21 protein-coding genes are annotated in these 23230 nt (G+C 71.3%); 9 read left to right on the top strand and 12 right to left on the bottom strand.

Translation table 11 applies throughout. The features are described 5' to 3' along the window. Position 1 precedes the first annotated feature (1 nt). Both GQQ92_RS07655 and GQQ92_RS07660 read right to left on the bottom strand, forming a co-directional pair. Positions 2–1075, bottom strand: a complete 1074-nt coding sequence (locus tag GQQ92_RS07655) for an ABC transporter ATP-binding protein (RefSeq protein WP_156998619.1) — start codon at positions 1073–1075, stop codon at positions 2–4. A 187-nt stretch (positions 1076–1262) separates the two neighbouring features. Continuing rightward, positions 1263–2036 (bottom strand): isocitrate lyase/PEP mutase family protein, encoded by a 774-nt coding sequence (locus GQQ92_RS07660; RefSeq protein WP_156998620.1) that lies wholly within the window; start codon positions 2034–2036, stop codon positions 1263–1265. 235 nt (positions 2037–2271) lie between these two features. Between GQQ92_RS07660 and GQQ92_RS07665 the strand changes: the two genes are divergently transcribed. Then, complete coding sequence (locus GQQ92_RS07665; RefSeq protein ID WP_156998833.1) at positions 2272–3708, top strand: LssY C-terminal domain-containing protein; 1437 nt, start codon at positions 2272–2274, stop codon at positions 3706–3708. A 127-nt stretch (positions 3709–3835) separates the two neighbouring features. Here the strand turns inward: GQQ92_RS07665 and trhO are convergent, their stop codons facing one another. The 4 genes from trhO to GQQ92_RS07685 all read right to left on the bottom strand — a co-directional run bounded on the left by trhO (position 3836) and on the right by GQQ92_RS07685 (position 6936). Then, positions 3836–4729 (bottom strand): oxygen-dependent tRNA uridine(34) hydroxylase TrhO, encoded by an 894-nt coding sequence (gene trhO / locus GQQ92_RS07670; RefSeq protein WP_156998621.1) that lies wholly within the window; start codon positions 4727–4729, stop codon positions 3836–3838. An 85-nt stretch (positions 4730–4814) separates the two neighbouring features. Next, the gene (locus GQQ92_RS07675; protein ID WP_156998622.1) at positions 4815–5054 is read right to left on the bottom strand and encodes a hypothetical protein; all 240 of its coding nucleotides are present in this window, start codon (positions 5052–5054) and stop codon (positions 4815–4817) included. Beyond that, positions 5047–5334, bottom strand: coding sequence for an ArsR/SmtB family transcription factor (locus tag GQQ92_RS07680; RefSeq protein ID WP_156998623.1), 288 nt, complete (start codon positions 5332–5334; stop codon positions 5047–5049). Before GQQ92_RS07680 ends, GQQ92_RS07675 begins: the two co-directional genes overlap by 8 nt. Before the next feature lie 216 nt (positions 5335–5550). Continuing rightward, positions 5551–6936, bottom strand: coding sequence for a glucose-6-phosphate dehydrogenase (locus GQQ92_RS07685; RefSeq protein ID WP_156998624.1), 1386 nt, complete (start codon positions 6934–6936; stop codon positions 5551–5553). Between the two features lie 109 nt (positions 6937–7045). Between GQQ92_RS07685 and GQQ92_RS07690 the strand changes: the two genes are divergently transcribed. The 5 genes from GQQ92_RS07690 (at position 7046) to GQQ92_RS07710 (ending at position 13725) form a co-directional block, all read left to right on the top strand. Then, positions 7046–8848, top strand: coding sequence for a glycoside hydrolase family 15 protein (locus GQQ92_RS07690; RefSeq protein WP_156998625.1), 1803 nt, complete (start codon positions 7046–7048; stop codon positions 8846–8848). Positions 8849–8896: 48 nt separating this feature from the next. After that, positions 8897–9976, top strand: coding sequence for an enoyl-CoA hydratase/isomerase family protein (locus tag GQQ92_RS07695; protein ID WP_156998626.1), 1080 nt, complete (start codon positions 8897–8899; stop codon positions 9974–9976). 9 nt (positions 9977–9985) lie between these two features. Continuing rightward, positions 9986–11521 carry an MmgE/PrpD family protein gene (locus GQQ92_RS07700; RefSeq protein ID WP_156998627.1) on the top strand — a complete coding sequence of 512 codons (1536 nt, stop codon included), beginning with the start codon at positions 9986–9988 and terminating at the stop codon, positions 11519–11521. A gap of 141 nt (positions 11522–11662) precedes the next feature. Next, positions 11663–12808 (top strand): bifunctional 2-methylcitrate synthase/citrate synthase, encoded by a 1146-nt coding sequence (locus tag GQQ92_RS07705; protein WP_156998628.1) that lies wholly within the window; start codon positions 11663–11665, stop codon positions 12806–12808. A 353-nt stretch (positions 12809–13161) separates the two neighbouring features. After that, entirely contained in the window at positions 13162–13725 is a 564-nt protein-coding gene (locus tag GQQ92_RS07710; RefSeq protein ID WP_156998629.1) for an acyl-CoA thioesterase, read from the top strand. Positions 13726–13737: 12 nt separating this feature from the next. Here GQQ92_RS07710 and GQQ92_RS07715 read toward each other — a convergent pair whose 3' ends face one another. Further along, positions 13738–14832, bottom strand: a complete 1095-nt coding sequence (locus GQQ92_RS07715; protein ID WP_156998630.1) for an AI-2E family transporter — start codon at positions 14830–14832, stop codon at positions 13738–13740. Between the two features lie 4 nt (positions 14833–14836). Continuing rightward, positions 14837–15376 (bottom strand): SRPBCC domain-containing protein, encoded by a 540-nt coding sequence (locus GQQ92_RS07720; RefSeq protein ID WP_197738135.1) that lies wholly within the window; start codon positions 15374–15376, stop codon positions 14837–14839. 69 nt (positions 15377–15445) lie between these two features. On the opposite strand from GQQ92_RS07720, the gene GQQ92_RS07725 reads away from it, so the two are divergent. Continuing rightward, positions 15446–15808 (top strand): hypothetical protein, encoded by a 363-nt coding sequence (locus GQQ92_RS07725; protein WP_156998632.1) that lies wholly within the window; start codon positions 15446–15448, stop codon positions 15806–15808. A 234-nt stretch (positions 15809–16042) separates the two neighbouring features. Here the strand turns inward: GQQ92_RS07725 and GQQ92_RS07730 are convergent, their stop codons facing one another. After that, positions 16043–16480: a winged helix-turn-helix transcriptional regulator gene (locus GQQ92_RS07730; protein ID WP_156998633.1), complete on the bottom strand. Its 438-nt coding sequence runs from the start codon at positions 16478–16480 to the stop codon at positions 16043–16045. 129 nt (positions 16481–16609) lie between these two features. Between GQQ92_RS07730 and GQQ92_RS07735 the strand changes: the two genes are divergently transcribed. Then, a complete protein-coding gene (locus GQQ92_RS07735; RefSeq protein ID WP_156998634.1) occupies positions 16610–16969 on the top strand; it encodes a DoxX family protein in 360 nt (119 codons plus the stop codon). Positions 16970–17103: 134 nt separating this feature from the next. Here GQQ92_RS07735 and GQQ92_RS07740 read toward each other — a convergent pair whose 3' ends face one another. Beyond that, on the bottom strand, positions 17104–18810 hold the full coding sequence (locus GQQ92_RS07740) for a phytoene desaturase family protein (RefSeq protein WP_156998635.1): 1707 nt from the start codon (positions 18808–18810) through the stop codon (positions 17104–17106). 383 nt (positions 18811–19193) lie between these two features. Here GQQ92_RS07740 and GQQ92_RS07745 point away from each other — a divergent pair, with 383 nt between their 5' ends. After that, positions 19194–21575 carry an Ig-like domain-containing protein gene (locus GQQ92_RS07745; protein WP_156998636.1) on the top strand — a complete coding sequence of 794 codons (2382 nt, stop codon included), beginning with the start codon at positions 19194–19196 and terminating at the stop codon, positions 21573–21575. A gap of 137 nt (positions 21576–21712) precedes the next feature. Here GQQ92_RS07745 and GQQ92_RS07750 read toward each other — a convergent pair whose 3' ends face one another. Both GQQ92_RS07750 and GQQ92_RS07755 read right to left on the bottom strand, forming a co-directional pair. Next, positions 21713–22108, bottom strand: coding sequence for an META domain-containing protein (locus GQQ92_RS07750; RefSeq protein ID WP_156998637.1), 396 nt, complete (start codon positions 22106–22108; stop codon positions 21713–21715). Between the two features lie 59 nt (positions 22109–22167). Beyond that, entirely contained in the window at positions 22168–23100 is a 933-nt protein-coding gene (locus tag GQQ92_RS07755) for a LysR family transcriptional regulator (RefSeq protein WP_156998638.1), read from the bottom strand. Positions 23101–23230: the final 130 nt, after the last annotated feature.

A 23230-nucleotide genomic window follows, 5' to 3' on the forward strand; every position in this document is an offset into this window, starting at 1 on the left:
ATCACTCCTTGGCTCCGTCGGCGGGCGGTGACTCGCGGTCGTCGGGCGGCGCCGGTTCTGCGGCATCCGTCGGTGCTGCGGCATCCGTCGGTGCTGCGGCATCCGCTGCTTCGTCGGGCGCGGCGGATGCCTCGGGCGCACCGGATGCCTCGGGCGGGCCCGGCTCGGCGATCTCGACGTGGTCGACCTCGCCGTTCACGAGGGCGAGGAAGGACTCCTCGAGCCCCGACTTGAGCCGGTGCAGCGACTTCAGCTCGACCCCGCCGACGAACGCGGCGTGCCCGACGAGGCCGGGATCGGGCTCGGCGACGATGAAGCCATTGCGCCCCTCGGTGTACTCGAGGCCCGCCTGCGCGAGGGCGGCGGCGAGCCTCGGACGATCGGGGGAGTCGGCGATCGTGCGCGGCGCGGACTCGAGTTCGAGGCTCGAGAGCGTGCCCGTCTTCGCGAGCCGGCCGCGGGAGATGATCACCACGTCGTCGACGCTCTGCTGCACCTCGCTCAGCAGGTGGGAGCTGACGAGCACGGTGCGTCCGTCTTGGGCGAGCCGCTGCAGGAACAGCCGGATCCACTTGATGCCCTCGGGGTCGAGGCCGTTGATCGGCTCGTCGAGCACGAACACCGACGGGTCGCCGAGCAGCGTGAACGCGAGGGCGAGGCGCTGGCGCATGCCGAGCGAGTAGCCGCCGACACGGCGGTCGGCGAACTCGGTGAGGCCGACCTGCTCGAGCACGACGGGCACGCGCGAGGCGGCGATGCCCGCGGCGGTCGCCGTGACCCTGAGGTGGTTGCGCGCGGTGCGGCCCGGGTGGAAGCTCGCGTCGAGCGCGGCGCCGACGGTCTCGAGCGGCCGCTTCAACGCGTGATACGGGGTGCCGCCGAACGTGGCCGTGCCGCTCGAGGCCTTCACGAGCCCGAGCAGCACGCGCAGCGTCGTCGTCTTGCCGGCGCCGTTCGGGCCCAGGAACCCGGTGACCCGACCCGGTTGCACGGTGAAGCTGAGATCCTCGACGGCGGTGACGCTGCCGAAGTGCTTGCTGAGCCCCGTGATCTCGATGGGGATGCCGCTGTTCATGCGCTCTCCTCGTCAGCCGGGGGCGTACGAGCCGCACCTGGCCGCACCCCCGCACGGCCCGGCGACCGGTCGCCTCACGATCACCCTAGCGAGGGAGGGCGGCGCGAGGCATCCGTCGCGCGGGGGATTCGCCAGATCGGCAGTTCCTGCGCTGACCGGCCGATTCGTCGACGGATGCCCCGTGGCGTCAGTTCAGCGGCCGGATGCCCTCGGGCAGCACGCCGCCGTCGTAGAGGCTCGTCGCGAGGTCCTGCAGGGCGCCGAGCGCGACGCGCTGCGTGGTGGGGCCGTACGAGACGCGGGCGACGCCGAGCTCCTGAAGACGCGCGGGCGCGGGCACGCCGGGCAGGCCGATGACGCTCACGCGCAGCTCGCCGATGCCCGCGACGAGCTCGGCCACGACGTCGTCGCCGAACATCCCGGGCACGAACACGCAGGTCGCACCGGCGTCGAGGAACGCGCGGCCGCGCTCGATCGCGTCGGCGACGTTGACCTCGAGCGGGCGCCCGCGTCCGTGCACGAAGGCGTCGGTGCGGGCGTTGAGCGCGAACGGCACGCCCTCGGCGTCGGCCGCGGCGACGGCCGCGCGCACGGCCGCGACGGCCTCGTCGAGCGGCTTCAACTGGTCTTCGAGGTTGGCGCCCGCGACGCCCTCGCCGATGGCGCGGCGGATGGTCTCGCCGGCGTCGCCGTAGCCGGCCTCGAGGTCGGCGCTCACGGGCACGTCGACGCCTCGGGCGATGCGACCGACCATGTCGAGCATCAGGTCGAGCGGGATCTGCTCGCCGTCGGGGTAGCCGTAGGTCGCGGCGATCGAGTGGCTGGCGGTCGCGAGGGCCCGCGTGCCGGGCAGGGCGGCGACGGCGGTCGCGGACACGACGTCCCACACGTTCACCACCTGGAGCAGTTCGGGTGCGGTGTGCAGGCGGCGGAGCTCGGCGGCGTGTTCGGCGGTGGTCATCCCTCCAGCGTATGGCCGTCGCCGCCGGTCGAGGAGCGAAGCGTCTCGAGACCCGACGCCGGTCGAGGAGCGAAGCGTCTCGAGATCCGACGCTGGTCTCGAGACGGCGCTGGCGCGCCTCCTCGACCGGCGACGCTGGTTCCGCCGGTCGAGGAGCGAAGCGTCTCGAGACCCGACGCCGGCCCGCCGATACGATGCACTCATGAGCGGGGAGGGCTCGGAGGCATCCGGGGCGATGGCGCGGCCGGCGTCGAGCGCGCGCCGCTTCTCCGTGAACGCGCTGCTCGACGGCTTCTTCTTCGTCTACGCGGGCGTCGCGGCGGTGTGGCTCGCGTGGCTCGTGTTCACCGAGTCGTTCGCGTTCGGCTGGTGGGGCATCGCGTTCTTCATCGCGTTCTGGCTGCTGCTCGCCTACCTCGTGCTGCCGCGACTGCACCGCATCCTCACGGCGATCTACGTGCCCGATTATTTCATGGGCCGCACGCGCACGAGCGACGGGCTCCTCGGCGACCCGGTGAACCTCGCGCTCGACGGCGATGAGCAGGCGGTGCACGCGTCGATGTCGAAGGCCGGATGGACCCGCGCCGACGACATCACGCTCGCGACCAGCTGGCGCATCATCACCTCGACGGTCACCCGTCGCAGTTACGACGAGGCCCCGGTGAGCCCCCTGTTCCTCTTCGGCAGGCAGCAGGACTTCGCCTACCAGCAGGAGGTCGAGGGCAACCCGGCGCGGCGCCATCACGTGCGGTTCTGGCGCACGCCCGACGGATGGCTGCTGCCCGGCGGCCGCCGCGTCGACTGGCTCGCCGCCGGAACCTTCGACCGCGCCGTCGGCTTCTCGCTGTTCACCCTGCAGATCACGCACAAGATCGACGCCGACACCGACGTCGAACGCGACCACATCGTCGCGACCGTGCTCGCCGCGGACCCCGAGGCCCGCGTCGAGGTGCTGCGCGACTTCTCGACCGGGTACCACTCGCGCAACGGGGGCGGCGACTCGATCCGGACCGACGGCGACCTTCCGGTGCTCGAACTCGACCCGACGGCCGGTGCCGCTGCGAACGTGACGGCGGGCATGGGGGCGGATGCCGCGGCGAGTCGGTCTGCGGATGCCGCGGTGAGCCAGTCCTCGACGACGGAACGGCACCATCGGGAGCGCGATCCGCGCAAGCGGGCGGCGTTCGAGTCGCCCGCCGCGCTCGCCCGCCCGGTCGAGGTCGAACCCACGATGGCGCGGCCGACGGCGATCACGCTCGGCAGCGTGCTCGTCGTGCTCCGCGCGCTCGCGGGCGTCGTCTGGCTCATCACGCTCGCGGTGACCTGGCGGCCGGTGCTGCGGGACGAGTTCGGGTTCGACCCCGCTCCCGGCACCGAGGACGACCAGGGGCTCACGGCGTTGCTCATCGCCATCCTCGTGGTGGGCGCGCTCGGGCTGCTCGTCGTGCTGCTCTTCGGCCTGGCCGTGTACCGCGGCAGCAACGTCGCCCGTCTGCTGGTGATGGCGTTCGCCTCCTCGAGCATCACGATCGCGGCGATCGACTACTTCGCGGGCGACGAGGAGATCACCGTACGCACGACGCTGCTGACGCTCGCGCTCGACATCCTCGTGCTGCTCGCGCTGTCGAGCCGTGCGGCGCGCGCCTACGCCCGCCGTCCGCGCGCCCGGTAGGCGTCCCGCCGGTCGAGGAGCGAAGTGTCTCGAGACCGATGCCGGTCGAGGAGCGAAGCGTCTCGAGACCTCCGCTGGTCTCGAGACGGCGCTGGCGCGCCTCCTCGACCGACGACCGGCGGCGGCGCTACGTGGCCGCGTGAGCGGCGCACGCGGCTGTGTCGCACGACTCGCACACGACGAGCTGGGTGCGGCACGCGGCATCCGTACAGTTGACGGTGCGCTTGGTCGCCGCGCCGCAGACCGCGCACGAGCCGATGACGGCGGCGTGGTCGCTGAAGTCGATCGAGCCGCGCCCGTCGAAGACGTAGAGCGAACCGTTCCAGAGGCCGTCGTCGCCGTAGCGTTCGCCGTAGCGCACGATGCCGCCCTCGAGTTGGTAGACCTCGCCGAACCCGCGGCTCGTCATGAGGCTCGAGAGCACCTCGCAGCGGATGCCGCCCGTGCAGTACGTGACGACGGGCTTGCCCTTGAGGTCGTCGTACTCGCCCGAGTCGAGGAGCTGCACGAAGTCACGGGCCGTCGCGGCATCCGGCACCACCGCGCCCGCGAACCGCCCGATCTCGGCCTCGAGGGCGTTGCGGCCGTCGAAGAAGACGACGTCGTCGCCGCGTTCGGCCACGAGTGCGTGCAGCGCCTCGGGCGTGAGCCTGGTGCCGCCGCCGACCACGCCCGCCTCGTCGACCTGCAGCTCGCCGGGAGCGCCGAACGAGACGATCTCGTCGCGCACCTTGACGCTGAGCTTCGGGAAGTCGAGGCTCGCACCCGAATCGTCGAGCCCGGTGCCCTCGCTCCACTTGAAGTCGATGTGCTTGAACGCGGGGTAGTCGCGGGTCTTGCGCACGTAACGCTTGAGCGCGCCCATCTCGCCGCCGAGGGTGCCGTTGATGCCGTCCTTCGAGAGCAGGATGCGCCCGCGAAGGCCGAGCGACTCGGCGAGGTCGCGCTGCCACAGCCGTACCGCGTCGGGGTCGGCGAGCGGCGCGAAGCCGTAGTACAGCAGGATCTTGGCGAGGGGCACGCCCCGATTTTACGAGCGCCGACTGAGCGGATGCCGCGGGGCGCGGCCGGCTCGGCCTGACACGGCTCGCGCAGGCCGGCCGCGCTCAGGCGACGTCGTTGAGCGTCTTCTCGATGGTGCCGAGGCGGGCGTCGATGGCGCCGAGGCGGGCGACCAGTTCGGCGTTCGTCTCGTTGCTGACGCGCAGTGCCTCGCGCAGTTCGGGCGAGCCCTCGGTCTCGGCGATCTTCCGCTTCGTCGCGAAGTACTGGTAGAAGATCGCCGCGACGATGCCGCCGCCGATGGCGACGACGGGGATCAGGACGTACCAAGCGCTGCTATCCATGTGCTGTTCCTTCTGGTCGGGCGGATGCGGTGAGCGCCACCGCTTCGCTGATGATGTCGATGTCCACGTGGATCGAGAACGGCTCGAGTGAGACGAACTTGAGCGCGGTGCCATCGGGGGAGAGCTCGAGCGAGGTGGACACGAAGCCGGCGGCTTCGAGCTTGGCGAGATGCATGTAGAGCAGGGCTCGTGACATCTCGACCCGCCTGGCGAGTTCGCTGAGGTGCAGGCGTCCGTCTCGGAGTTCGTTGAGGACGGAGATGCGTTGCGGACTCGCCACCGCGGAGAGTGTCGCACTCAATTGCTCGACATTCATTTCGCTCCTTTCCTGCACCTGTTAGAAGAAGTTTGCACCCGTCGCATCGCGCTTGTCAAGAGGGTTTCGGGCGCGACCGCGACGTGGCCCCGCGAACGCGTTCCGGGCCGCGTTCCAGGCCGCGTTCCAGCCCGGATGCCGACGCGCATTCCGCCCGCTTTCCGACCGCGGGTCGAGACGCTACGAGACCGACGCCCACCCGTCGGGCCCGGCCGAACCGGCCGCGTACTCCTCGAGCGGCACCTCGTCGGCGCGCCACGCGGCGAGCACCGGATCGACGATGCGCCAGCACGCCTCGGCCGTGTCGCCGCGCACCGAGAGCATCGGGTCGCCCGCGAGCACGGCGTCGAGCACCTCGCCGTAGGGCAGCAGTTCGCCGTCGGCCTGCCGGGCGCTGAGCGTCGCCTGGTCGATCTCGAACGGGTCGTCGCCGCCGTTCACGGTGAGCCGCACGCGCACGGCGGGCACGTGCAGGCCGAGCTCGATCCAGTCGGAGCGCGGCTCGCCCTGCAGCCCGTCGACGGCGGCGGCCGGCCGCAGGGTGACGCGGGCGACCGTGCGGGGGTCGCCGAGCGCCTTTCCCGAGCGGAGCACGAACGGCACGCCCCGCCACCGGTCGGTGTCGATCTCGAGTTCGAGGCGGGCGAGCGTCTCGGTGCGCCGGTCGGGGTCGACGCCGTCCTCGTCGACGTACGACGGCAGGGTGCGGCCGTCGATCTCGCCGGCGGTGTATCGGGCGCGGCGGCTCGCGGCGACCGGGTCGCCGCCCCACGGTCGCGTGTGCTCGAGCACCTCGTGGATGCCGTCGCGCAGGGCGGACTCGTCGATCCGGTCGATCGGCCCCATCGCGAGGATGCCGAGCACCTCGAGCAGGTGGCTCTGGATCATGTCGATGAGCGCGCCCGACCGGTCGTAGTAGCCGGCACGCCCCTCGAGGGCGAGCGACTCGTCGTAGACGACCTCGACGCGCTCGATGCTGTCGCGGTTCCAGATGGGCCCGAACACCCGGTTGGCGAACCGCACGCCGAGGATGCCGAGCACGGTCGACGTGCCGAGGAAGTGGTCGACGCGGAAGATCCGCTCCTCGGGCACGATACGGTGCAGCAGCGTGTTGAGCCCCCGAGCGCCGGCCTCGTCGGTGCCGAACGGCTTCTCGAGCGCGAGTCGCAGCCCGTCGGGCCGGTCGATCGTCTCGAGCGCGCCGCACACCTTCGCGCTGACCGCGGGGGGCAGGGCGAAGTAGAGCACCGGCGTCGCGGCGCAGCTCGCGAGCACCGCGGCGAGCTCGTCTGGGTCGGTCGCGTCGGCCGACTCGAACCGGGTGCGCGCGAGCACCCGCTCGCGGCGGTCGGCCGGGGCATCCTGCAGCGCCGTCTCGACGCGCGAGCGCCACTCGTCGGCGTCGAGGCCGCTGCGACCGCAGCCGATGAGCTCGATGTCGCGGTCGGAGGTCGCGAGCAGCGACCCGAGCCCCGGCAGCAGCAGTCGGTTCGTGAGGTCGCCTCCCGCCCCGAGGATCACGAGCGAGACGGGGGCGGATGCCGCGGCGTCGACGGATTCGGCCATGAGGGCTCCCTTCCGCCTCCACGCTATGCCCGCCGCGGGCTCCCGTCGATGGTCTCGCCCGGCGGGGGAGCGGGCCGTGCCCGAGGCACGCGGAGTAGCGTCGCATGGCATGAGCGAGTTCCCCGCCATCGAGGAGTACGCACTGCTGGCCGACGGCCGGACGGCCGCGCTCGTCTCGCGCGGCGGTTCCCTCGACTGGCTGTGCCTGCCCAGGTTCGACTCGCCGTCGGTGTTCGCCGCGATCATCGGCGGCCCAGAGGCCGGGCACTGGACCCTCCGCCCGACCGACGACGGCGCCACGAGCACCCGCGCGTACGACCGCGGCACCTTCGTGCTCCGCACCCGTTGGCGCAGCGCCGACGGCACCGCGGAGGCCGAGGTGGTCGAGTTCATGCCGATCCGCCACCGCGGTTCGGCGATCGTGCGTCGGGTCCGCGGCATCCGCGGCGCATTGGAGTTCCGCGAGTCGGTGCGGTTCCGCTTCGACTACGGGTCGGTGGTGCCCTGGGTGCGACGCCTGCACGACGACGACGAGCACGGGCACGGGCTGCTCGCCGTCGCGGGCCCCGACTCGGTCGTGCTGCGCGGCCCGCGCCGCACCGCCGACGACCACGCCCACGTCGCCGAGTTCACGGTCGCCGAGGGCGAGCACGTCGACCTGCGCCTGTCGTACGCCCGTTCGTGGCGGCATTCGGCCCATCCCGTCGACGTCGACGCCGAGCTCGAGGCCGCCGTCGACGGATGGCGCGACTGGGCCGAGCAGGCCGACCCGCCCGCGCGCTTCGCCGAGGAGGTCGAGCGATCGCTGCTCGTCCTGCGCGCCCTGACCCACGAGGACACCGGCGGCATCGTCGCCGCCGTGACGACGAGCCTGCCCGAGGAGATCGGCGGCGAACGCAACTGGGACTACCGGTTCGTCTGGCTCCGCGACGCCGCGCTCACCGTGCAGGTGCTCGTCGACCACGGCTACGTCGACGAGGCGCAGGTGTGGCGGCGCTGGCTCCTGCGCGCCATCGCCGGAGACCCCGCCGACCTGCAGATCATGTACGACGTCGGCGGCGGTCGCAGACTGTCCGAGGTCGAGCTGCCGAACCTGTCCGGCCACCGCGGGTCGCGGCCCGTGCGCTTCGGCAACGCGGCCTCCGAGCAGATCCAGTGGGACATCTTCGGCGAGGTCATGGTCGCGCTCGACCTCGCGCGCGAGGCCGGGCTCGAGGAGTCGTCCTTCTCGTGGCCGCTGCAGCGGTCGCTGCTCGAGTTCCTCGCCGAGAACTGGCGGCAGCCGGACCACGGCATCTGGGAGATCCGCGGGCCGGAACGGGCGTTCACCCACTCCCGCGTCATGGTCTGGGCGGCGTTCGACCGCGGCATCCGCGCGGTGGAGCGCCACGGGCTCGAGGGCCCGGCCGACCGCTGGCGCCGCATCCGCGACGAGGTGCGCGAGGAGGTGCTCGCCCACGGCTACGACGCCGGGCGCAACACGTTCACGCAGCACTACGAGACGACCGAGACGGATGCCGCGCTGCTGCAGCTGCCCCAGGTCGGGTTCGTGGCTCCCGACGATCCGCGCATGCTCGGCACGGTCGCCGCGATCGAGCAGGATCTCCTGCGCGACGGGCTGCCGCTGCGCTACCGCACCGAGAGCGGGGTCGACGGGCTCGGCGGGTCGGAGCATCCGTTCCTCGCCTGCTCGTTCTGGCTCGTCGAGCAATACGCGGCGACCGGTCGGCTGGAGGAAGCCGAGGCGCTCATGTCGAGGCTCTGCTCGTTCGCGAACGACGTCGGCCTGCTGAGCGAGGAGTACGACGTCGACGCGCGGACGCAGATGGGCAACACGCCGCAGGCGTTGACGCACCTCTCGCTCGTGCGCGCCGCCGACGCGCTCGCGAAAGCGGCCCCCGAGGCCGGGTAGCGCCGCCGTCGAACCCTCGAACGCGGCGGGCGGCGATACGGTGGCACGATGAGCGACCACATCTCCGCGAGCGTCGCCGACGGCGTCGGCCACGTCACGCTCGACCGTCCGAAGGCGCTCAACGCGCTGAGCTACGAGATGATCCTCGCGCTCGCCGACGTGTTCGACGCGTGGCGCGACGACTCCGAGGTCTCGCTCGTCGTGCTCGACGGCGCGGGCGATCGCGGCCTGTGCGCCGGCGGCGACATCCGCGAGCTGTACGAGATGTCGACCGGCGGCCGGGCCGACGACGCGCGCACGTTCTTCCGCGCCGAGTACCGGCTGAATGCGGCGATTGCGCGTTACCCGAAGCCCGTCGTCGCGATCATGGACGGCATCACCATGGGCGGCGGCATCGGCCTCGCGGGGCACGCCTCGGTGCGGGTCGTCACCGAGCGCTCGCGGGTCGCGATGCCCGAGACGCGCATCGGCTTCACCCCCGACGTGGGCGGGTCGTGGCTGCTCGCCGCGGCGCCCGGCGAGCTCGGCACGCATCTCGCGCTGAACTCGCGCACCATGGACGCCGCCGACGCGATCCACGCCGGGTTCGCCGATGCGTTCGTGCCGTCCGAGAACCTCCCGCACCTGCTCCGGGCCCTCGCCGAGCGGGCCGACCCCGGCAGCCCCGCCGAGATCGTCATGCTCTTCGACGAGACGCCCGGACCCTCCGCGCTCGCCGCGAGCCGCGACTGGGTCGACGCGTGCTACTCCGCGCCGACGGTCGCCGAGATCATCGGCCGGCTCCGCGCATACGGGTCGGATGCCGCGGACGACGGGTCCGAGGCATCCGCCGCCGCCCGTGCCGCGGCCGACGAACTCGAGACCCTCTCGCCCACGGCCCTCACCGTGACGCTCGACGCCGTGCGGCGCGCCCGCACCCTGCCCCGCCTCGAGGACGCCCTCGAGCAGGAGTTCCAGCTCGTGTCCTGGTTCGTCGAGCATCCCGACCTGCACGAGGGCATCCGGGCGCAGGTCATCGACAAGGACCGCAACCCGCGGTGGGACCCGGCGACCCTCGACGGCGTCGAATCCGACATCTTCGACCGTGTCGTCTCGTCGCAGATGCACGAGCGGGTCTGGCCGGGATAGCGTTGCAGGATGAAGACCCACCACCTGCGCACGCACCGGAGCGACGAGAACCTCGCCCGTGAGGGACAGCTCGCCTGGCAGCTCGCGGCCATCGCGACCGATCCGGTCGAGCTCGACGACGACGTGGTCGACATGGTCGTCAACCGCGTCATCGACAACGCCGCGGTCGCGGCGGCATCCCTCGCACGCGGCCCGGTCGTCTCGGCGCGCAGCCAGGCACTCGCGCACCCCGTCTCGATCGGCGGCGACGGCGCCACGGTCTTCGGAGCGGATGCCGCGCGTCGCACGAGCCCCGAGTGGGCGGCGTGGGCCAACGGGGTCGCCGTCCGCGAGCTCGACTTCCACGACACGTTCCTCGCGGCGGAGTACTCGCACCCGGGCGACAACATCCCGCCCGTGGTCGCCGTCGCGCAGCACCTCGCCGCGACCCGCGGACTCACGGGTCGCGACGTCGTGCGCGGCATCGCCACGGGCTACGAGATCCAGATCGACCTCGCGAAGGCCATCAGCCTGCACGCGCACAAGATCGACCACGTCGCCCACCTCGGCCCGTCGGCCGCGGCCGGCATCGGCACCCTCCTCGGCCTCGATCAGGAGACGATCTTCCAGGCGATCGGGCAGGCGCTGCACACGACCACCGCGACGCGGCAGTCGCGCAAGGGCGAGATCTCCACGTGGAAGGCGCACGCCCCCGCGTTCGCGGGCAAGATGGCGGTCGAGTCGGTCGACCGGGCGATGCGGGGGCAGACCAGCCCCGTGCCCATCTACGAGGGCGAAGACGGCGTCATCGCGTGGCTCCTCGACGGGCCGGATGCCTCGTACGAGGTGCCGCTGCCCGACACGGGCGAGTCCAAGCGGGCCATCCTCGACTCCTACACGAAGGAGCACTCGGCCGAGTACCAGGCGCAGGCCTGGATCGACCTCGCCCGCAAGCTCCACGAGGAGTACCCGCTGATCATGGACTCGGCGCTGGTCGAGTCGATCACGCTGCACACGTCGCACCACACGCACTACGTCATCGGCTCGGGTGCCAACGACCCGCAGAAGTACGATCCGGATGCCTCGCGCGAGACGCTCGACCACTCGATCCCGTACATCTTCACGGTCGCCCTCCAGGACGGCACGTTCGACCACGCCGAGTCGTACGCGCCCGAGCGGGCGCACCGCGCCGACACCGTCGAGCTCTGGAAGAAGGTCTCGACCGTCGAAGACGCCGAGTGGACCCGCCGGTACCACTCGAACGACATCGCCGAGAAGGCGTTCGGCGGCCGCGTCGTCATCAAGCTGGCCGACGGCGGCGAGATCGTCGACGAGATCGCCGTGGCCGACGCGCATCCGCTCGGTGCCCGACCGTTCGAGCGCGAGCACTACGTCTCGAAGTTCCGCACGCTCGCCGAGTGGGTGCTCGAGGAGGCCGAGATCGAGCGGTTCCTCGACCTCGCGCAGCGGCTGCCCGAGCTCGGGCCCGACGAGCTCGGCGGGCTCACCATCACGGCGGCGCCCGGCTCGCTCGTCGGCGTCGAGATCCCGACCGGGCTCTTCTGACCCGGCTCCGCGTGCTGCTGTGAGCCGGGAATCCGTCCTCTCGCTGAATGGGAGCCGGCTGCCCCCGGCCGGCGGCGGAGCCGTAGGCTGGGGGAGCGCGCGCACCGTGGCGCCGCCCCGCCAGCACTCACGAGGAGCACGATGAGCGACCAGCAGCAGGCACCCGAGATCTACAAGGGACTCGCGGGAGTCCCCGTCGACTACACGGCGGTCTCGAAGGTGAACCCCGACACGAACTCCCTCCTGTACCGCGGGTACCCCGTGCAGGAGCTCGCGGCCTCGGCCACGTTCGAAGAGGTGGCCTACCTGCTCTGGCACGGCGAACTGCCCGACGAGCGCCAGCTCGCCGAGTTCGAGGAGTTCGAGCGCTCGCAGCGAGGACTCGATCACGAGATCAAGCGCGTCATCGACGAGATCCCGCTCACGGCCCACCCCATGGACGTCGTGCGCACGGCCGTGAGCGTCATCGGCGCGATCGACCCGACCACGGCCGACGATTCCCGCGAGGCGAACCTCGAGAAGTCCGTGCGCCTGTTCGCGAAACTCCCCTCGATCGTCTCCTACGACCAGCGGCGGCGTCACGAACTCGACTACGTCGAGCCCCGCGGCGACCTCGGCTACTCGGCGAACTTCCTCTGGCAGACGTTCGGCGAGCTGCCCGAACTGCCCGTGGTGAGCGCGTTCGACGTGTCGATGATCCTGTACGCCGAGCACTCGTTCAACGCCTCGACGTTCACGGCGCGCGTCATCACCTCGACGCTGGCCGACCTGTACTCCGCGGTCACGGGCGCGATCGGCGCGCTCAAGGGCCCGCTGCACGGCGGGGCCAACGAGGCCGTCATGCACACGTTCGACGAGATCGGCCCGGGCGAGGGCGGCGCCGAGCGCGCCGTCGAATGGCTCGACGCCGCGCTCGCCGAGAAGCGCAAGATCATGGGCTTCGGCCACCGGGTGTACAAGAACGGCGACTCCCGGGTGCCGACCATGCGCGATGCCCTCGAGCGCATGGTCGAGTACTACGACCGCCCCGACCTGCTCGAGCTCTACACCGCGCTCGAGACCGCCATGGGCGAGCGCAAGAACATCAAGCCGAATCTCGATTACCCGGCCGGCCCGGTCTACCACCTCATGGGGTTCGACACCGAGACGTTCACCCCGCTCTTCGTCGCCTCACGGGTGACCGGGTGGACCGCGCACATCATGGAGCAGAACGCGGCGAACGCGCTCATCCGCCCGCTGTCCGTCTACAACGGACCTGACGAGCGGCACGTGCCCGAGGGGCGTTGATCCGTCGGGAGCCTGCGGCCCCGGCCCGATGTCGGCTCGGCGCGAGTCGGTCGGCGGTCGCCGAATGCCCGGCCGCTCCTCGACCCAGCCGGGCCGCCTGAACGTCGGATCCCGTGACTCTGCCACTGATGCCACCCTGGCATCAGTGGCAGAGTCTCCCGGGAAAGCCGGCCGGCACCCGAGCGCGAGTGCGGCATCCGCGACGACCCGAGGCGCCACGCGGCACGCGGCACGCGGCGGGCGCAGCGGCTTCGTCCATGCGCACAACGACGGCCCGCGGCATCCGCTCGTTCGCTGTGGCCACCCGCCAATGATGGGGAACCGACCATGAAACGGTCGTACAGTCGTCGACTATGCACATGATCTTCCGCACGCTGCTGCACGTGCTGTTCCTGTCGCGGCGCAAGCCCGACCTGTCGCACGACGACGTCGCCCGCACGAACTTCATCACGCTGCCCACCGACCTCGACGTCAACCGGCACATGAACAACGGCGTCTACTTCTCGATCATGGACGTCGCCCGCTTCGACATGCTCGTGCGCACGGGCGTGTGGCGCACGATGCGCGAGCGGGCCTGGTACCCGGTGGTCGCGAGCGAGACGATCACGTTCCGCAAGTCGCTGCAGCTCTGGCAGCGGTTCACGATCGAGTCGCGCATCATGGGCTACGACGACAAGGCCGTCTACCTCGAGCAGCGGTACGTGCGGCCCGCCGCCGACGGCACGCCCGAGATCTACGCGCAGGGGTTCATCCGGGCGCGGTTCCTGCGCAAGACGGGCGGGGTCGTGCCCGTGTCGGAGCTCATCGAGGCGTTCGGGGCGCCGTCGAGCGGCGGACTGCCCGAGTGGGTCGAGCGATGGGGCGCGGATGTCGCGCTGCCGGCGACGCGCGCCGAGGCCCCGTCGATCTGGGCCTGAGCCCCCGCCTCGTTAGAGCCTCGCCTGCTTCGGGATCACGATCTCGCGGATGATGAGCAGGATGCCGGCCGAGATCGGGATCGCGACCAGGGCGCCGAGCAGGCCGAGCAGGGTGCCGCCGGCGAGTGCCGAGATGAGCACGATCGTGCCGGGCACCTGCACCGCCTTGCCCATGACCTTCGGGGTGAACACGTACGCCTCGACCTGCATGTAGATGAGCATGAAGATGAGCACCACGATGCCGGCCGTGGGCGAGACGAGGAGCGCGATGATCGTCATCAGGATCGTGGTCAGCACGGTACCGATGAGGGGGATCAGCGTGACGAAGAACGCGACGACGCCGATGACGAGGGCGTACGGCACCCCCACGATCACGAGCAGGATCGTCGAGTAGGTGGCGTTCATGAACGCCAGGATGACCATGCCGCTGAGGTACTTGCCGACCGAGAGCATGATGCGTTCGGCGAGGTCCGAGATCTGCGCCCGGTTCGACTTGCGGATCAGCGTGTAGCAGGCCTGCTTGGTGCTGTCGAGCGTGGCGATGAAGTAGATCGACAGCACGAACACGAAGAAGCCCGTCGAGACCGCGCTGACCACGGACGCGCCGAACGCGAGCGCGCCGCCGCCGACGGTGGCCCACAGGTTGGGGTCGGTGAGGGCGTCCTGCACTACCTGCACGATCGACGCGAGGACGCCGTTCGTCGCGTCGTTGACCCGGTCGTACCAACCGGAGCTCTGCGCCTCGGCGACCATCGCGGGGATGTTCTGCACGAGGCTGACCGCCTGCTCCACCACCGGGGGCACGAGGACCCAGACGATCGCGACGGCCACGCCGACGAAGAGCAGGATCACGACGACGATCGCCGCGCCGCGCTTCATGCCGCGACGTTCGAACCAGCGGATGAGGGGATCCAGGCCGAGCGCGACGAACGCGGCGATGAACACCGAGAGCAGGACGCTCTGCAGGTTCGCCACGGCGATGCCGAGCAGGATCGCCAGCAACGCGCCGAGCGTGACGATGAAGCCCCATCTCAGCGGGTGGTTCGCGAAGAACGACCCGTTCGACTCGGACGGGTTGCGTCGACGCATTCGCTCTGCCGTGTTCACGGCGTCAGTCTAGGGGTGCGGATGCCTCCACCGTTCGGTTCGCCGGGGTCGGGGCAGGGATCACGAGATCGCGGTAGAACCCGGAGAAGACCGGATAGTACGTCTCCCAGACCGGATGCGGGGCCCGGTTGCGGGCCGCGATGAGGCGGTCGAGGTAGTAGTCCCAGCCGGGTCCGATGCTCGCGGCGTCGTCGGCCCCGCTCACGCGCTGGCCGAGGGTGAGGGTCGTCATGCCGCCGCCCTCGACGAGATGGCAGAAGACGCGGACGGCGGTGGGGCCGGAACCCGAGTCGGCCGTGAAGCGGTGCGGGGCGTCGCATTCGAGGATGCTGACGTTCATCCAGTCGGCGCCCTCCTCAATCATCTGGAAGCGCACGCCGCCCGTCGACGGACGGCCCGTGTAGGTGCCGATCCAGGACTTCATCGCGGTCGGATTCGTGAGGCTGTACCAGACGTCCTCGATGGGGGCGTGGAACAACCGGTCGAATTGGAGGTACAGGCCGTCTGTTCGCTGCAGGTAGTGGCCGGTCGGTTTCGCGGTCATCATCGCCCCCAAAATGCGCTTGTTTCCTCAGGCTAAACCCGTGCGCGTCGAACGACTAGAGTTGGGCGCATGAGTTCGAAGGCGCAGCAGCACGAAGAGGCGATGAACGTCACCGATGGCAAGTCGGGACTGTGGGGGTTCCTGGTGGGCCTCATCGTCGCCGCGTTCATCGCGGTCCCCCTCTCGGCCTCGTTCGCGTTCGCGACGCACCCGAACACGCAGCAGCTGTTCTCGGGCCGCCTCGATGAGGCGAGCCAGGGCGGCTACACGGCGTTCTGGTGGCTCGTCTCGATCTTCCTGCTCGCGCTGCCCTTCCTCGTGGGCTACGCCGTCGCGAACCTCTCGCGCAAGTCGCTCGCCATCGTCGGCGGCATCATCGCGCTGTTCGTGATCGCGGCGCTCGTGCTCGGCCAGCTCTTCCTCGTCGTCTGACCCCTCCTCGCCGGTCGAGGAGGCGCGCCAGCGCCGTCTCGAGACTCGAGGTCGCCGGTCGAGGAGGCGCGCCAGCGCCGTCTAGAGACCGCATGGGTCTCGAGACGCTTCGCTCCTCGACCGACGCATGAGTCTCGAGACGCTTCGCACCTCGACCGACGCATGGGTCTCGAGACGCTTCGCTCCTCGACCGGCTTCGCTCCTCGACCGGCTCCGCTCCTCGACCGGCGAACGTCAGGCGCGGGTCACGTCGAACCGTTCGCGCGCGCCCGTGATGCTCGCGTGGTGCGTCGACGCCCACTCCACGAGTCCGAGCACGGGCAGCGCGAGCGACCGGCCGAGCTCGGTCGCGGCGTACTCGACGCGCGGCGGGATCTCGGGGTAGCTCGTGCGCGTCACCAGGCCGTCGCGCTCGAGGTTGCGCAGCGTCTGCGTGAGCATGCGATGCGAGATGCCGTCGATGCTGCGCTGGAGTTCGGTGAACCGCATGGGGTGCTCGTGGAGCATGCGGATGACGAGCAGGCTCCACTTGTCGCCGACGCGGGCGAGCACGTCGCGCACGATGCGGGCCTCGGAAGATTCGGCGTCGAACGCGCCGCTCTCGCAGGCGGGCGGAAGTTCGAACTCGGCCGGGTCTGCAGGGCGGGCGGTTGCGGCATCCGTGATGGTCATGGCGTCTCCGGTCGGGGCGTCACGCACCTCGAGGTGCGTGACGCACGGTGAAGTGCGGGGCGGCGACGTACTAGAGTCACCGATCGTGCGTCACGCACTGATCGTAACCCACTTACTTTGGAGAACCCCTTGATCATCGCCCTCTGGATCGCCACCGGCCTGCTGGCCCTGCTCTTCCTCGCCGCCGGCACCATGAAGAGCCTCACCCCGCGCGAGAAGCTCGTCGAGAAGATGGGCTACATGGAGGACCTCTCCGACGGGCAGGCGCGCGCGGTCGGCATCCTCGAGTTCCTCGGCGCCCTCGGCCTCGTGCTGCCCGCGGCCACCGGCATCCTGCCGTGGCTGACCCCGGTCGCCGCGTTCGCTCTCGCCCTGACCATGGCCGTCGGCACCGGCATCCACGTCAAGCGTCACGAGGGCTTCGTGCCGACCGTCGTACTCGGCGTGCTCGCGCTCGCCGTGGGCTTCGGCTGGATCTTCCTCGGCTGAGCCCGGTCGCCGGTCGAGTAGGCGCGCCGGCGCCGTATCGAGACCGGCATAGCCGTCTGAGAAGGTGGTCTCGGCACGCTCCTGCGTCGCTCCTCGACCGCCGGGGGTCGAGCGGCGGGGTCGACCGCCGCGATTCAGGCGGTGGATGCCTCGAGCACGGCCATCGCCGCGTTGTGCCCGCCGATGCCGCTCACTGCTCCGCCGCGCACGGCGCCCGACCCGCAGACGAGCACGCGCGGGTGCCGCGTCGCGACGCCCCAGCGTTCGGCCGGCATCGCGAGCGAGAGGTCCGGCTCCGCCCACGGCCACGACAGCGGTCCGTGGAAGATGTTGCCGCCGGGCATGCCGAGGGCGTGCTCGAGGTCGAGCGTCGTCTTCGTCTCGATGCAGGGGCGCCCCGAGGCATCCGTCGCGATGACCGACTCGACGGGTTCGGCCAGCACCGAGTTCAGCGAGGCGAGCACCTCGGCCTGCAGGCGTTCGCGCAGGGCGTCGTTGCCGAGCCGCTCGACGAGCCGGTGCGGCGCGTGCAGGCCGAACACGGTCAGCGTGTGCCAGCCCGCCTCGACGAGCTCTGGCGCGAGGATCGACGGGTCGCTCAGCGTGTGGCAGTAGATCTCGCAAGGCAGGGGCGAGGGCACCTCGCCGCGGGCGGCCGTGCGGTACGCGGCGGCGAGCTGCGACTCGAGCTCGTTGATGTGGAACGTGCCGGCGAACGCCGCCTCGGCTTCGACCGACGTGTCGCGCAGCCGGGGGAGGCGGGTGAGCAGCAGGTTGACCTTCACCTGCGCGCCCTCGGGCTCGGCGAGCGCCCGCAGCCGTTCGCGCACCACGGCGGGCAGCCCGATCGGCACGTCGGCGGCGAACGGGGACTGGTTGCGCACGGCGACCTCGGCTGGGCGTGCGGATGCCGCCGCCGCGTCGGCGCCCGCGTCGAGCAGGCGATCGAGCACGGCGGGTGCGACGTTGGCGAGCACGGTCTCGGCCCGCGCCTCGCGCTCGACGCCGTCGAGGCGGTAGCGCACGAGGCCGGCGTCGGCGTCGACCGCGAGCACCTCGGCGCCGGTCGCGAGGTCGGCGCCGGCGGCGCGCGCGGCACGTGCGAGCTCTCCGGTCACGGCGCCCATGCCGCCCACGGGCACGTCCCAGTCGCCGGTGCCGCCGCCGATCACGTGGTACAGGAAGCAGCGGTTCGCGTCGAGCGCGGGGTCGTCGAGGTCGGTGAACGTGCCGATGAGGCCGTCGGTCGCGACGACGCCGCGCACGAGGTCGTCGGCGAAGCGCGCGTCGATCGTCGTGCCGAGGGGCTGCTCGACGAACTCCGCCCAGATCCGGTCGTCGGCGACGAGCGCCCTGGCCTCGGCCCGGGTGGGCAGCGGCTCGGTGAGGGTCGGGAAGAGGCGTTCGGCCAGCCTGGCGGTGTCGGCGGCGAACGAGGTCGCGGCCGCGGCATCCGCTTCGGCTCCGATGCGCGCGTAGGCGGCGACGGATGCCTCGGGCGTGGCGTCGGCGTCGACGAGCAGGCCGCGCGACGGGTCGCGGGGGTCGGGGGTGTACGACGAGAAGCGTCGCCGCACGAGGCGGATGTCGAGGCCGAGGTCGTCGACGATGCGCTGCGGCAGCAGGCTCACGAGGTACGAGTAGCGGGACAGGCGCGCGTCGACGCCCTCGAACGCCTGCGCCGAGACGGCGGCGCCGCCGAGGTGGTCGTCTCGTTCGAGGAGCAGCACGCGCCGCCCCGCCGCGGCGAGGTAGGCGGCCGCGGTCAGGCCGTTGTGGCCGCCGCCGACGATGACGACGTCGTGGTCGGTGCGGGCGGCTTCGGGCGGGGGCAGTGGCATCACACGAGCGTAGGCGACGAGGCGGGCGCCCGCATCGGGGAATGCAGGAACTTTCGGGTGAAACGCCGGGTGCCGTCGGTCGGCGCGCCGTCGGGGCGGCGGTTGTTCCTGCAGGCGGGCGTCTGCGGCATCCGTCGTCTCACTCGAATTTAGTTACTGACATGTAAGTAACTGTTCGCTATGGTGGCGAATGCGGCGCCCCGGAGACGGCGGCGGCGAGCACCATCGCACGAGATCCACCGGTCGACGCGGGGCACCGCCGACCGCCGTTCAAAGGAGAACATGTGACGACGCAATCAACGCGCCGTGCCGGGGTCGCCGGCATGACGCGCAGAATCGGATCGGGAGTCGCCATCGCGGCCCTGGTCGCAGGAGGAGTGACCGTGACGGCGACCGCCGCCAACGCAGCCGAACCGGACTTCGGCCCCAACGTGACGATCTTCGACGAGAGCTGGACGGCCGACGAGATCAGCGCCGCACTCATGGCGGCGTCGACCGAGGCCGAGTTCAGCCAGAACCGGCACCAGTTCTTCTTCAAGCCGGGCACGTACGGCAGCGCCGCGGGCGAGGACGACCCCGGCACCGCGACCGACATCGTGAACTCCGAGCTCGGCTACTACCAGGCCGTCGCCGGCCTCGGCGCATCGCCGGAGGACGTCCGCATCAACGGCGCGATCCACGTCGAACCCGTGCGCCAGTGCGAGGCGAACCCGTGGGACTGCCAGCAGCCCGGCTCGCTCACCCGGTTCTGGCGCTCGCTCAGCAACGTCAGCATCAACCCCATCCAGCGTCCGGTGGGCATCGACGCCGACCGCCCGTTCCCGAGCGGCGTGACCGACCCGCACCAGATGCGCTTCGCCGTGTCGCAGGCGGCGCCGCTGCGCCGCGTGCACATCGAGGGCGACCTCACGGTGTTCGGCCGCGTGGGCGAGTACGCCTCGGGCGGATACCTCGCCAACTCCAAGGTCGACGGCACGATCGTCACCGGCTCGCAGCAGCAGTGGTTCACGCGCAACTCCACCGTCGGCACGTGGGACGGCGGCGTGTGGAACACCGTGTTCTCGGGCGTCGACGGCGCCCCCGCGCAGGACTTCGGCCCGCAGGCCGGCGGCACGGTCGGCAACAAGACGGTCATCGACGAGACGCCGATCAACCGCGAATCGCCGTTCCTCTACCTCGACGGCGACGACTACAAGGTCTTCGTCCCCAAGGCGAAGCAGGACACCAGAGGACACGACTGGTCGACGGATGCCTCGGCCGGCGACAGCATCGACCTCTCCGACTTCTTCATCGCGAAGACGGGCGACACCGCGGCCGAGCTGAACGCCGCGCTCGCGAGCGGCAAGAACCTGCTCGTCACGCCGGGCGTCTACGAGCTCGACGAGGCGCTCCAGGTCGAGGATGCCGACACCGTCGTGCTCGGGCTGGGCTACGCCTCGCTCGTGCCGACCGCGGGCAACGCGGCCATCGAGGTCGCGGACGTCTCCGGCGTGAAGATCGCCGGCCTCACGGTCGACGCGGGACTCGAGAACTCCGACGTGCTCGTGCAGGTCGGACCGACCGGGGCATCCGTCTCCGACGCGGCCGACCCGACCACGCTCACCGACGTGTTCATCCGCATCGGCGGCCCCTGGGCCGGCAAGGCGACCACCTCGATCGAGGTCAACAGCCCGAACACGCTGCTCGACCACATCTGGGCCTGGCGCGCCGACCACGGCGACGGCGTCGCCTGGGACTCGAACACGGGCGACCACGGCGTGGTCGTGAACGGCGACGACGTCACCGCGCTCGGCCTGTTCGTCGAGCACTACCAGAAGAACCAGGTGATCTGGAACGGCGACGGCGGGCGCACGATCTTCTACCAGAGCGAGATCCCGTACGACCCGCCCACCCAGGCGGCGTACATGGACGGCGACCGCAAGGGCTACGCGTCGTACCGCGTCGGCGACGGCGTCACCTCGCACCTCGCGCAGGGGCTCGGCGTGTACTCGTTCTTCGATCAGACGATCAACGGCGGCGCCGACATCCGCGTCGCGAGCGGCATCCAGACGCCGAAGTCGGCCGACGTGCGCTTCGAGTCGATGACGAGCGTGTTCCTCAACGGCACGGGCGGCATCGAGCACATCGTGAACGACGCCGGCGCACCCGCGGTCGGATCGTTCGCCTCGCCGCAGCTCGTGTCGTACCCGCCCGCCGACACCACGGCGCCGACGGTCGCGATCGCCGCGAACCCGGCGACCCCGCCCGCCGGCGGCACGTACACGTCGAAGGTCGTGCTCACGATCACCGGCAGCGACGACTACACGCCGCCGCCCGTGCTCGAGGTCAAGGTCGACTCGGCCGCGTGGAAGGCGGTCACCGGCCCGATCGAGCTCGGCAACGGCACCCACACCGTGCTCGCACGGGCGACGGATGCCGCGGGCAACGTCTCGACCGAGGCATCCTGGACCGGCACGGTCGCCATCGTGGTCGTGCCCGACGTGCCGCTCGAGGTCAAGGCGCACACGCAGTGCCTCGACGAGAAGGCGTACATCGTCGTCTCGGCGGTCAACAAGGCGGCGCTCGCCGCGGACATCCGCCTCACCTCCGACGAGGGCACCGTGAAGTTCACCAAGGTCGCGCCCGGCGCGACGGTGACCTATCTCTGGAAGGTCGGCAAGAAGGTCGCCGACGGCAAGGCCACGGTCGCCGGCTACACGTGGAGCGCCGGGGTCGGCAAGTACTCGACCTACCCCGCGCCGTACACGGGCAGCACCTGCAAGTAGGCGCTGAACCCGGTCGCCGGCGGCCGGGGCGCTGACGAGGGGCGGGCGGATGCGACATCCGCTCGCCCCTTCGTCGTGCCGGGGTCGGTGGGGGGCGCGGTGCGTGCCTGGGTGCGAGCGTCAGCGCGGGCCCGAGGTCAGTCGGAGGCGCGCTCGAGGGTGCCGATCTCCGCGCCGTCCTGGCCGAGCACGGTCATGGTGCCGTCGGCGATGGTCGCCTGGCTGAGGCCCGCGAGCCACGTGTCCACGCCCTGGCACGCCATGCGCGTCGAGGCGACGTCTCCGAACTGCACGTGGTCGGCCTCGTCGACCGACCACGATCCGGTCAGCCGGTTGCATCCGTCGGTGCCGGTGAGGCCGCCGTCCTCGGCGAGCACGAGCGACGGCGCCGTCGCGTCTGCGGTGTCGCCCCACGTGCCGGCCGCGTCGATCGAACCGCCGCGCGACGACCCCTCCTCACCGGCGCACGCCGAGAGGAGCAGCACGCCGAGCACGGCACCGGAAGCGAGCACGGTCGTTCGGATCCCACCCATGCTCGCAGGGTAGACCCGGGGCGGCTCCTCCGCCAGCCTCTCGATCGAGGGCCCCGCGCTCAGCCGTCGGCGGGCGTCGCGGTGGCCTGCGAGGCGCGCACGAGCGCGTCGCGGCACGCCACCACGGCCGGGCGCGCGACCGCCGCGAGGCGGGTCGACGTGAACACCTCGCGCTGCGGATGCCCCGGCAGGTCCACCAGTGCGACGCTCGGCGCCTCGCCCGCCCAGACCAGGTCGGGGAGGAGCCCGACCGCGTTGCCCGTGCGGATCAGGCGGATGTGCGCCATCAGGTCGGCCGACTCGAACCGCACGTCGGGCTCGAACCCGGCGTCGCGGCAGAGCTGCTCGGCCCACTCCCGCGACGCGGTGCCCTTCGGCTCGAGCACCCACGGCATGCCCGTCGCCACGGCGCGCATCGCGTCGGCGCCGGGATCGCCCCGCGGCATCAGCCGGGTCGGATGCGGCGGCAGCGCGAGGCGGATCGCGTCGGCGGCGAGGTGCACGCGGTCGAGGTCGTCGCGGTGGGCGCGCGTGTGCCCCGGATACTGCTCGGCGATGACGAGGTCGAAGTCCCGCGCGGCGACCTCGAAGAGCCCGGCGTCGGGCTCGCGTTCGGTGACCTCGACGCGCAGGTTCGGGTGCTCCGCGCGCAGCAGGGTGAGGGCCTGCGGCACCATGGCGTGCGCCGCCGACTGGAACACGGCGATGCGCACCGTGCCGCCGACGTCGGTGAGCGAGCGCGCGACATCCGCCTCGGCCTCTTCGAGCCGGTCGAGCACCGCCCTCGCATGCGAGACGAGGAGTTCGGCCTGCGGGGTGAGCTGAACGCGGCGGCCCGCCTGCACGAGCAGCGGCACGCCGGCCTCGCGCTCGAGCTGGCTGAGCTGCTGCGACACCGACGACGGGCTGTACGAGAGCGCCTCGGCGACGGCCGAGAGGGTGCCGCGCTGGCTCAGCTCGACCAGCAGTCGCAGGCGTCGCACATCGAGCATCGTGGCCTCCGCTGATCCGTGGTCGCGGTTTCGCGAGTTGCCCGGGTTTGGACAGAAGTGGGCGACTCGAGGGTGGTGAGTGTTCGGTTCTGCTGAACAGTATCCATCAGATTCATTCGCTTTACCGAAC

The organism is Agromyces terreus, assembly GCF_009749465.1.
GTDB lineage: Bacteria > Actinomycetota > Actinomycetes > Actinomycetales > Microbacteriaceae > Agromyces > Agromyces terreus.

Excerpts from the sequence above, each read along its gene's own strand:
- GQQ92_RS07655 (WP_156998619.1), bottom strand. The coding sequence starts at position 1,075 with ATGAACAGCGGCATCCCCATCGAGATCACGGGGCTCAGCAAGCACTTC.
- GQQ92_RS07660 (WP_156998620.1), bottom strand. The coding sequence starts at position 2,036 with ATGACCACCGCCGAACACGCCGCCGAGCTCCGCCGCCTGCACACCGCA.
- GQQ92_RS07665 (WP_156998833.1), top strand. The coding sequence starts at position 2,272 with ATGGCGCGGCCGGCGTCGAGCGCGCGCCGCTTCTCCGTGAACGCGCTG.
- GQQ92_RS07675 (WP_156998622.1), bottom strand. The coding sequence starts at position 5,054 with ATGGATAGCAGCGCTTGGTACGTCCTGATCCCCGTCGTCGCCATCGGC.
- GQQ92_RS07685 (WP_156998624.1), bottom strand. The coding sequence starts at position 6,936 with ATGGCCGAATCCGTCGACGCCGCGGCATCCGCCCCCGTCTCGCTCGTG.
- GQQ92_RS07690 (WP_156998625.1), top strand. The coding sequence starts at position 7,046 with ATGAGCGAGTTCCCCGCCATCGAGGAGTACGCACTGCTGGCCGACGGC.
- GQQ92_RS07695 (WP_156998626.1), top strand. The coding sequence starts at position 8,897 with ATGAGCGACCACATCTCCGCGAGCGTCGCCGACGGCGTCGGCCACGTC.
- GQQ92_RS07700 (WP_156998627.1), top strand. The coding sequence starts at position 9,986 with ATGAAGACCCACCACCTGCGCACGCACCGGAGCGACGAGAACCTCGCC.
- GQQ92_RS07705 (WP_156998628.1), top strand. The coding sequence starts at position 11,663 with ATGAGCGACCAGCAGCAGGCACCCGAGATCTACAAGGGACTCGCGGGA.
- GQQ92_RS07710 (WP_156998629.1), top strand. The coding sequence starts at position 13,162 with ATGCACATGATCTTCCGCACGCTGCTGCACGTGCTGTTCCTGTCGCGG.
- GQQ92_RS07720 (WP_197738135.1), bottom strand. The coding sequence starts at position 15,376 with ATGACCGCGAAACCGACCGGCCACTACCTGCAGCGAACAGACGGCCTG.
- GQQ92_RS07725 (WP_156998632.1), top strand. The coding sequence starts at position 15,446 with ATGAGTTCGAAGGCGCAGCAGCACGAAGAGGCGATGAACGTCACCGAT.
- GQQ92_RS07730 (WP_156998633.1), bottom strand. The coding sequence starts at position 16,480 with ATGACCATCACGGATGCCGCAACCGCCCGCCCTGCAGACCCGGCCGAG.
- GQQ92_RS07740 (WP_156998635.1), bottom strand. The coding sequence starts at position 18,810 with ATGCCACTGCCCCCGCCCGAAGCCGCCCGCACCGACCACGACGTCGTC.
- GQQ92_RS07750 (WP_156998637.1), bottom strand. The coding sequence starts at position 22,108 with ATGGGTGGGATCCGAACGACCGTGCTCGCTTCCGGTGCCGTGCTCGGC.
- GQQ92_RS07755 (WP_156998638.1), bottom strand. The coding sequence starts at position 23,100 with ATGCTCGATGTGCGACGCCTGCGACTGCTGGTCGAGCTGAGCCAGCGC.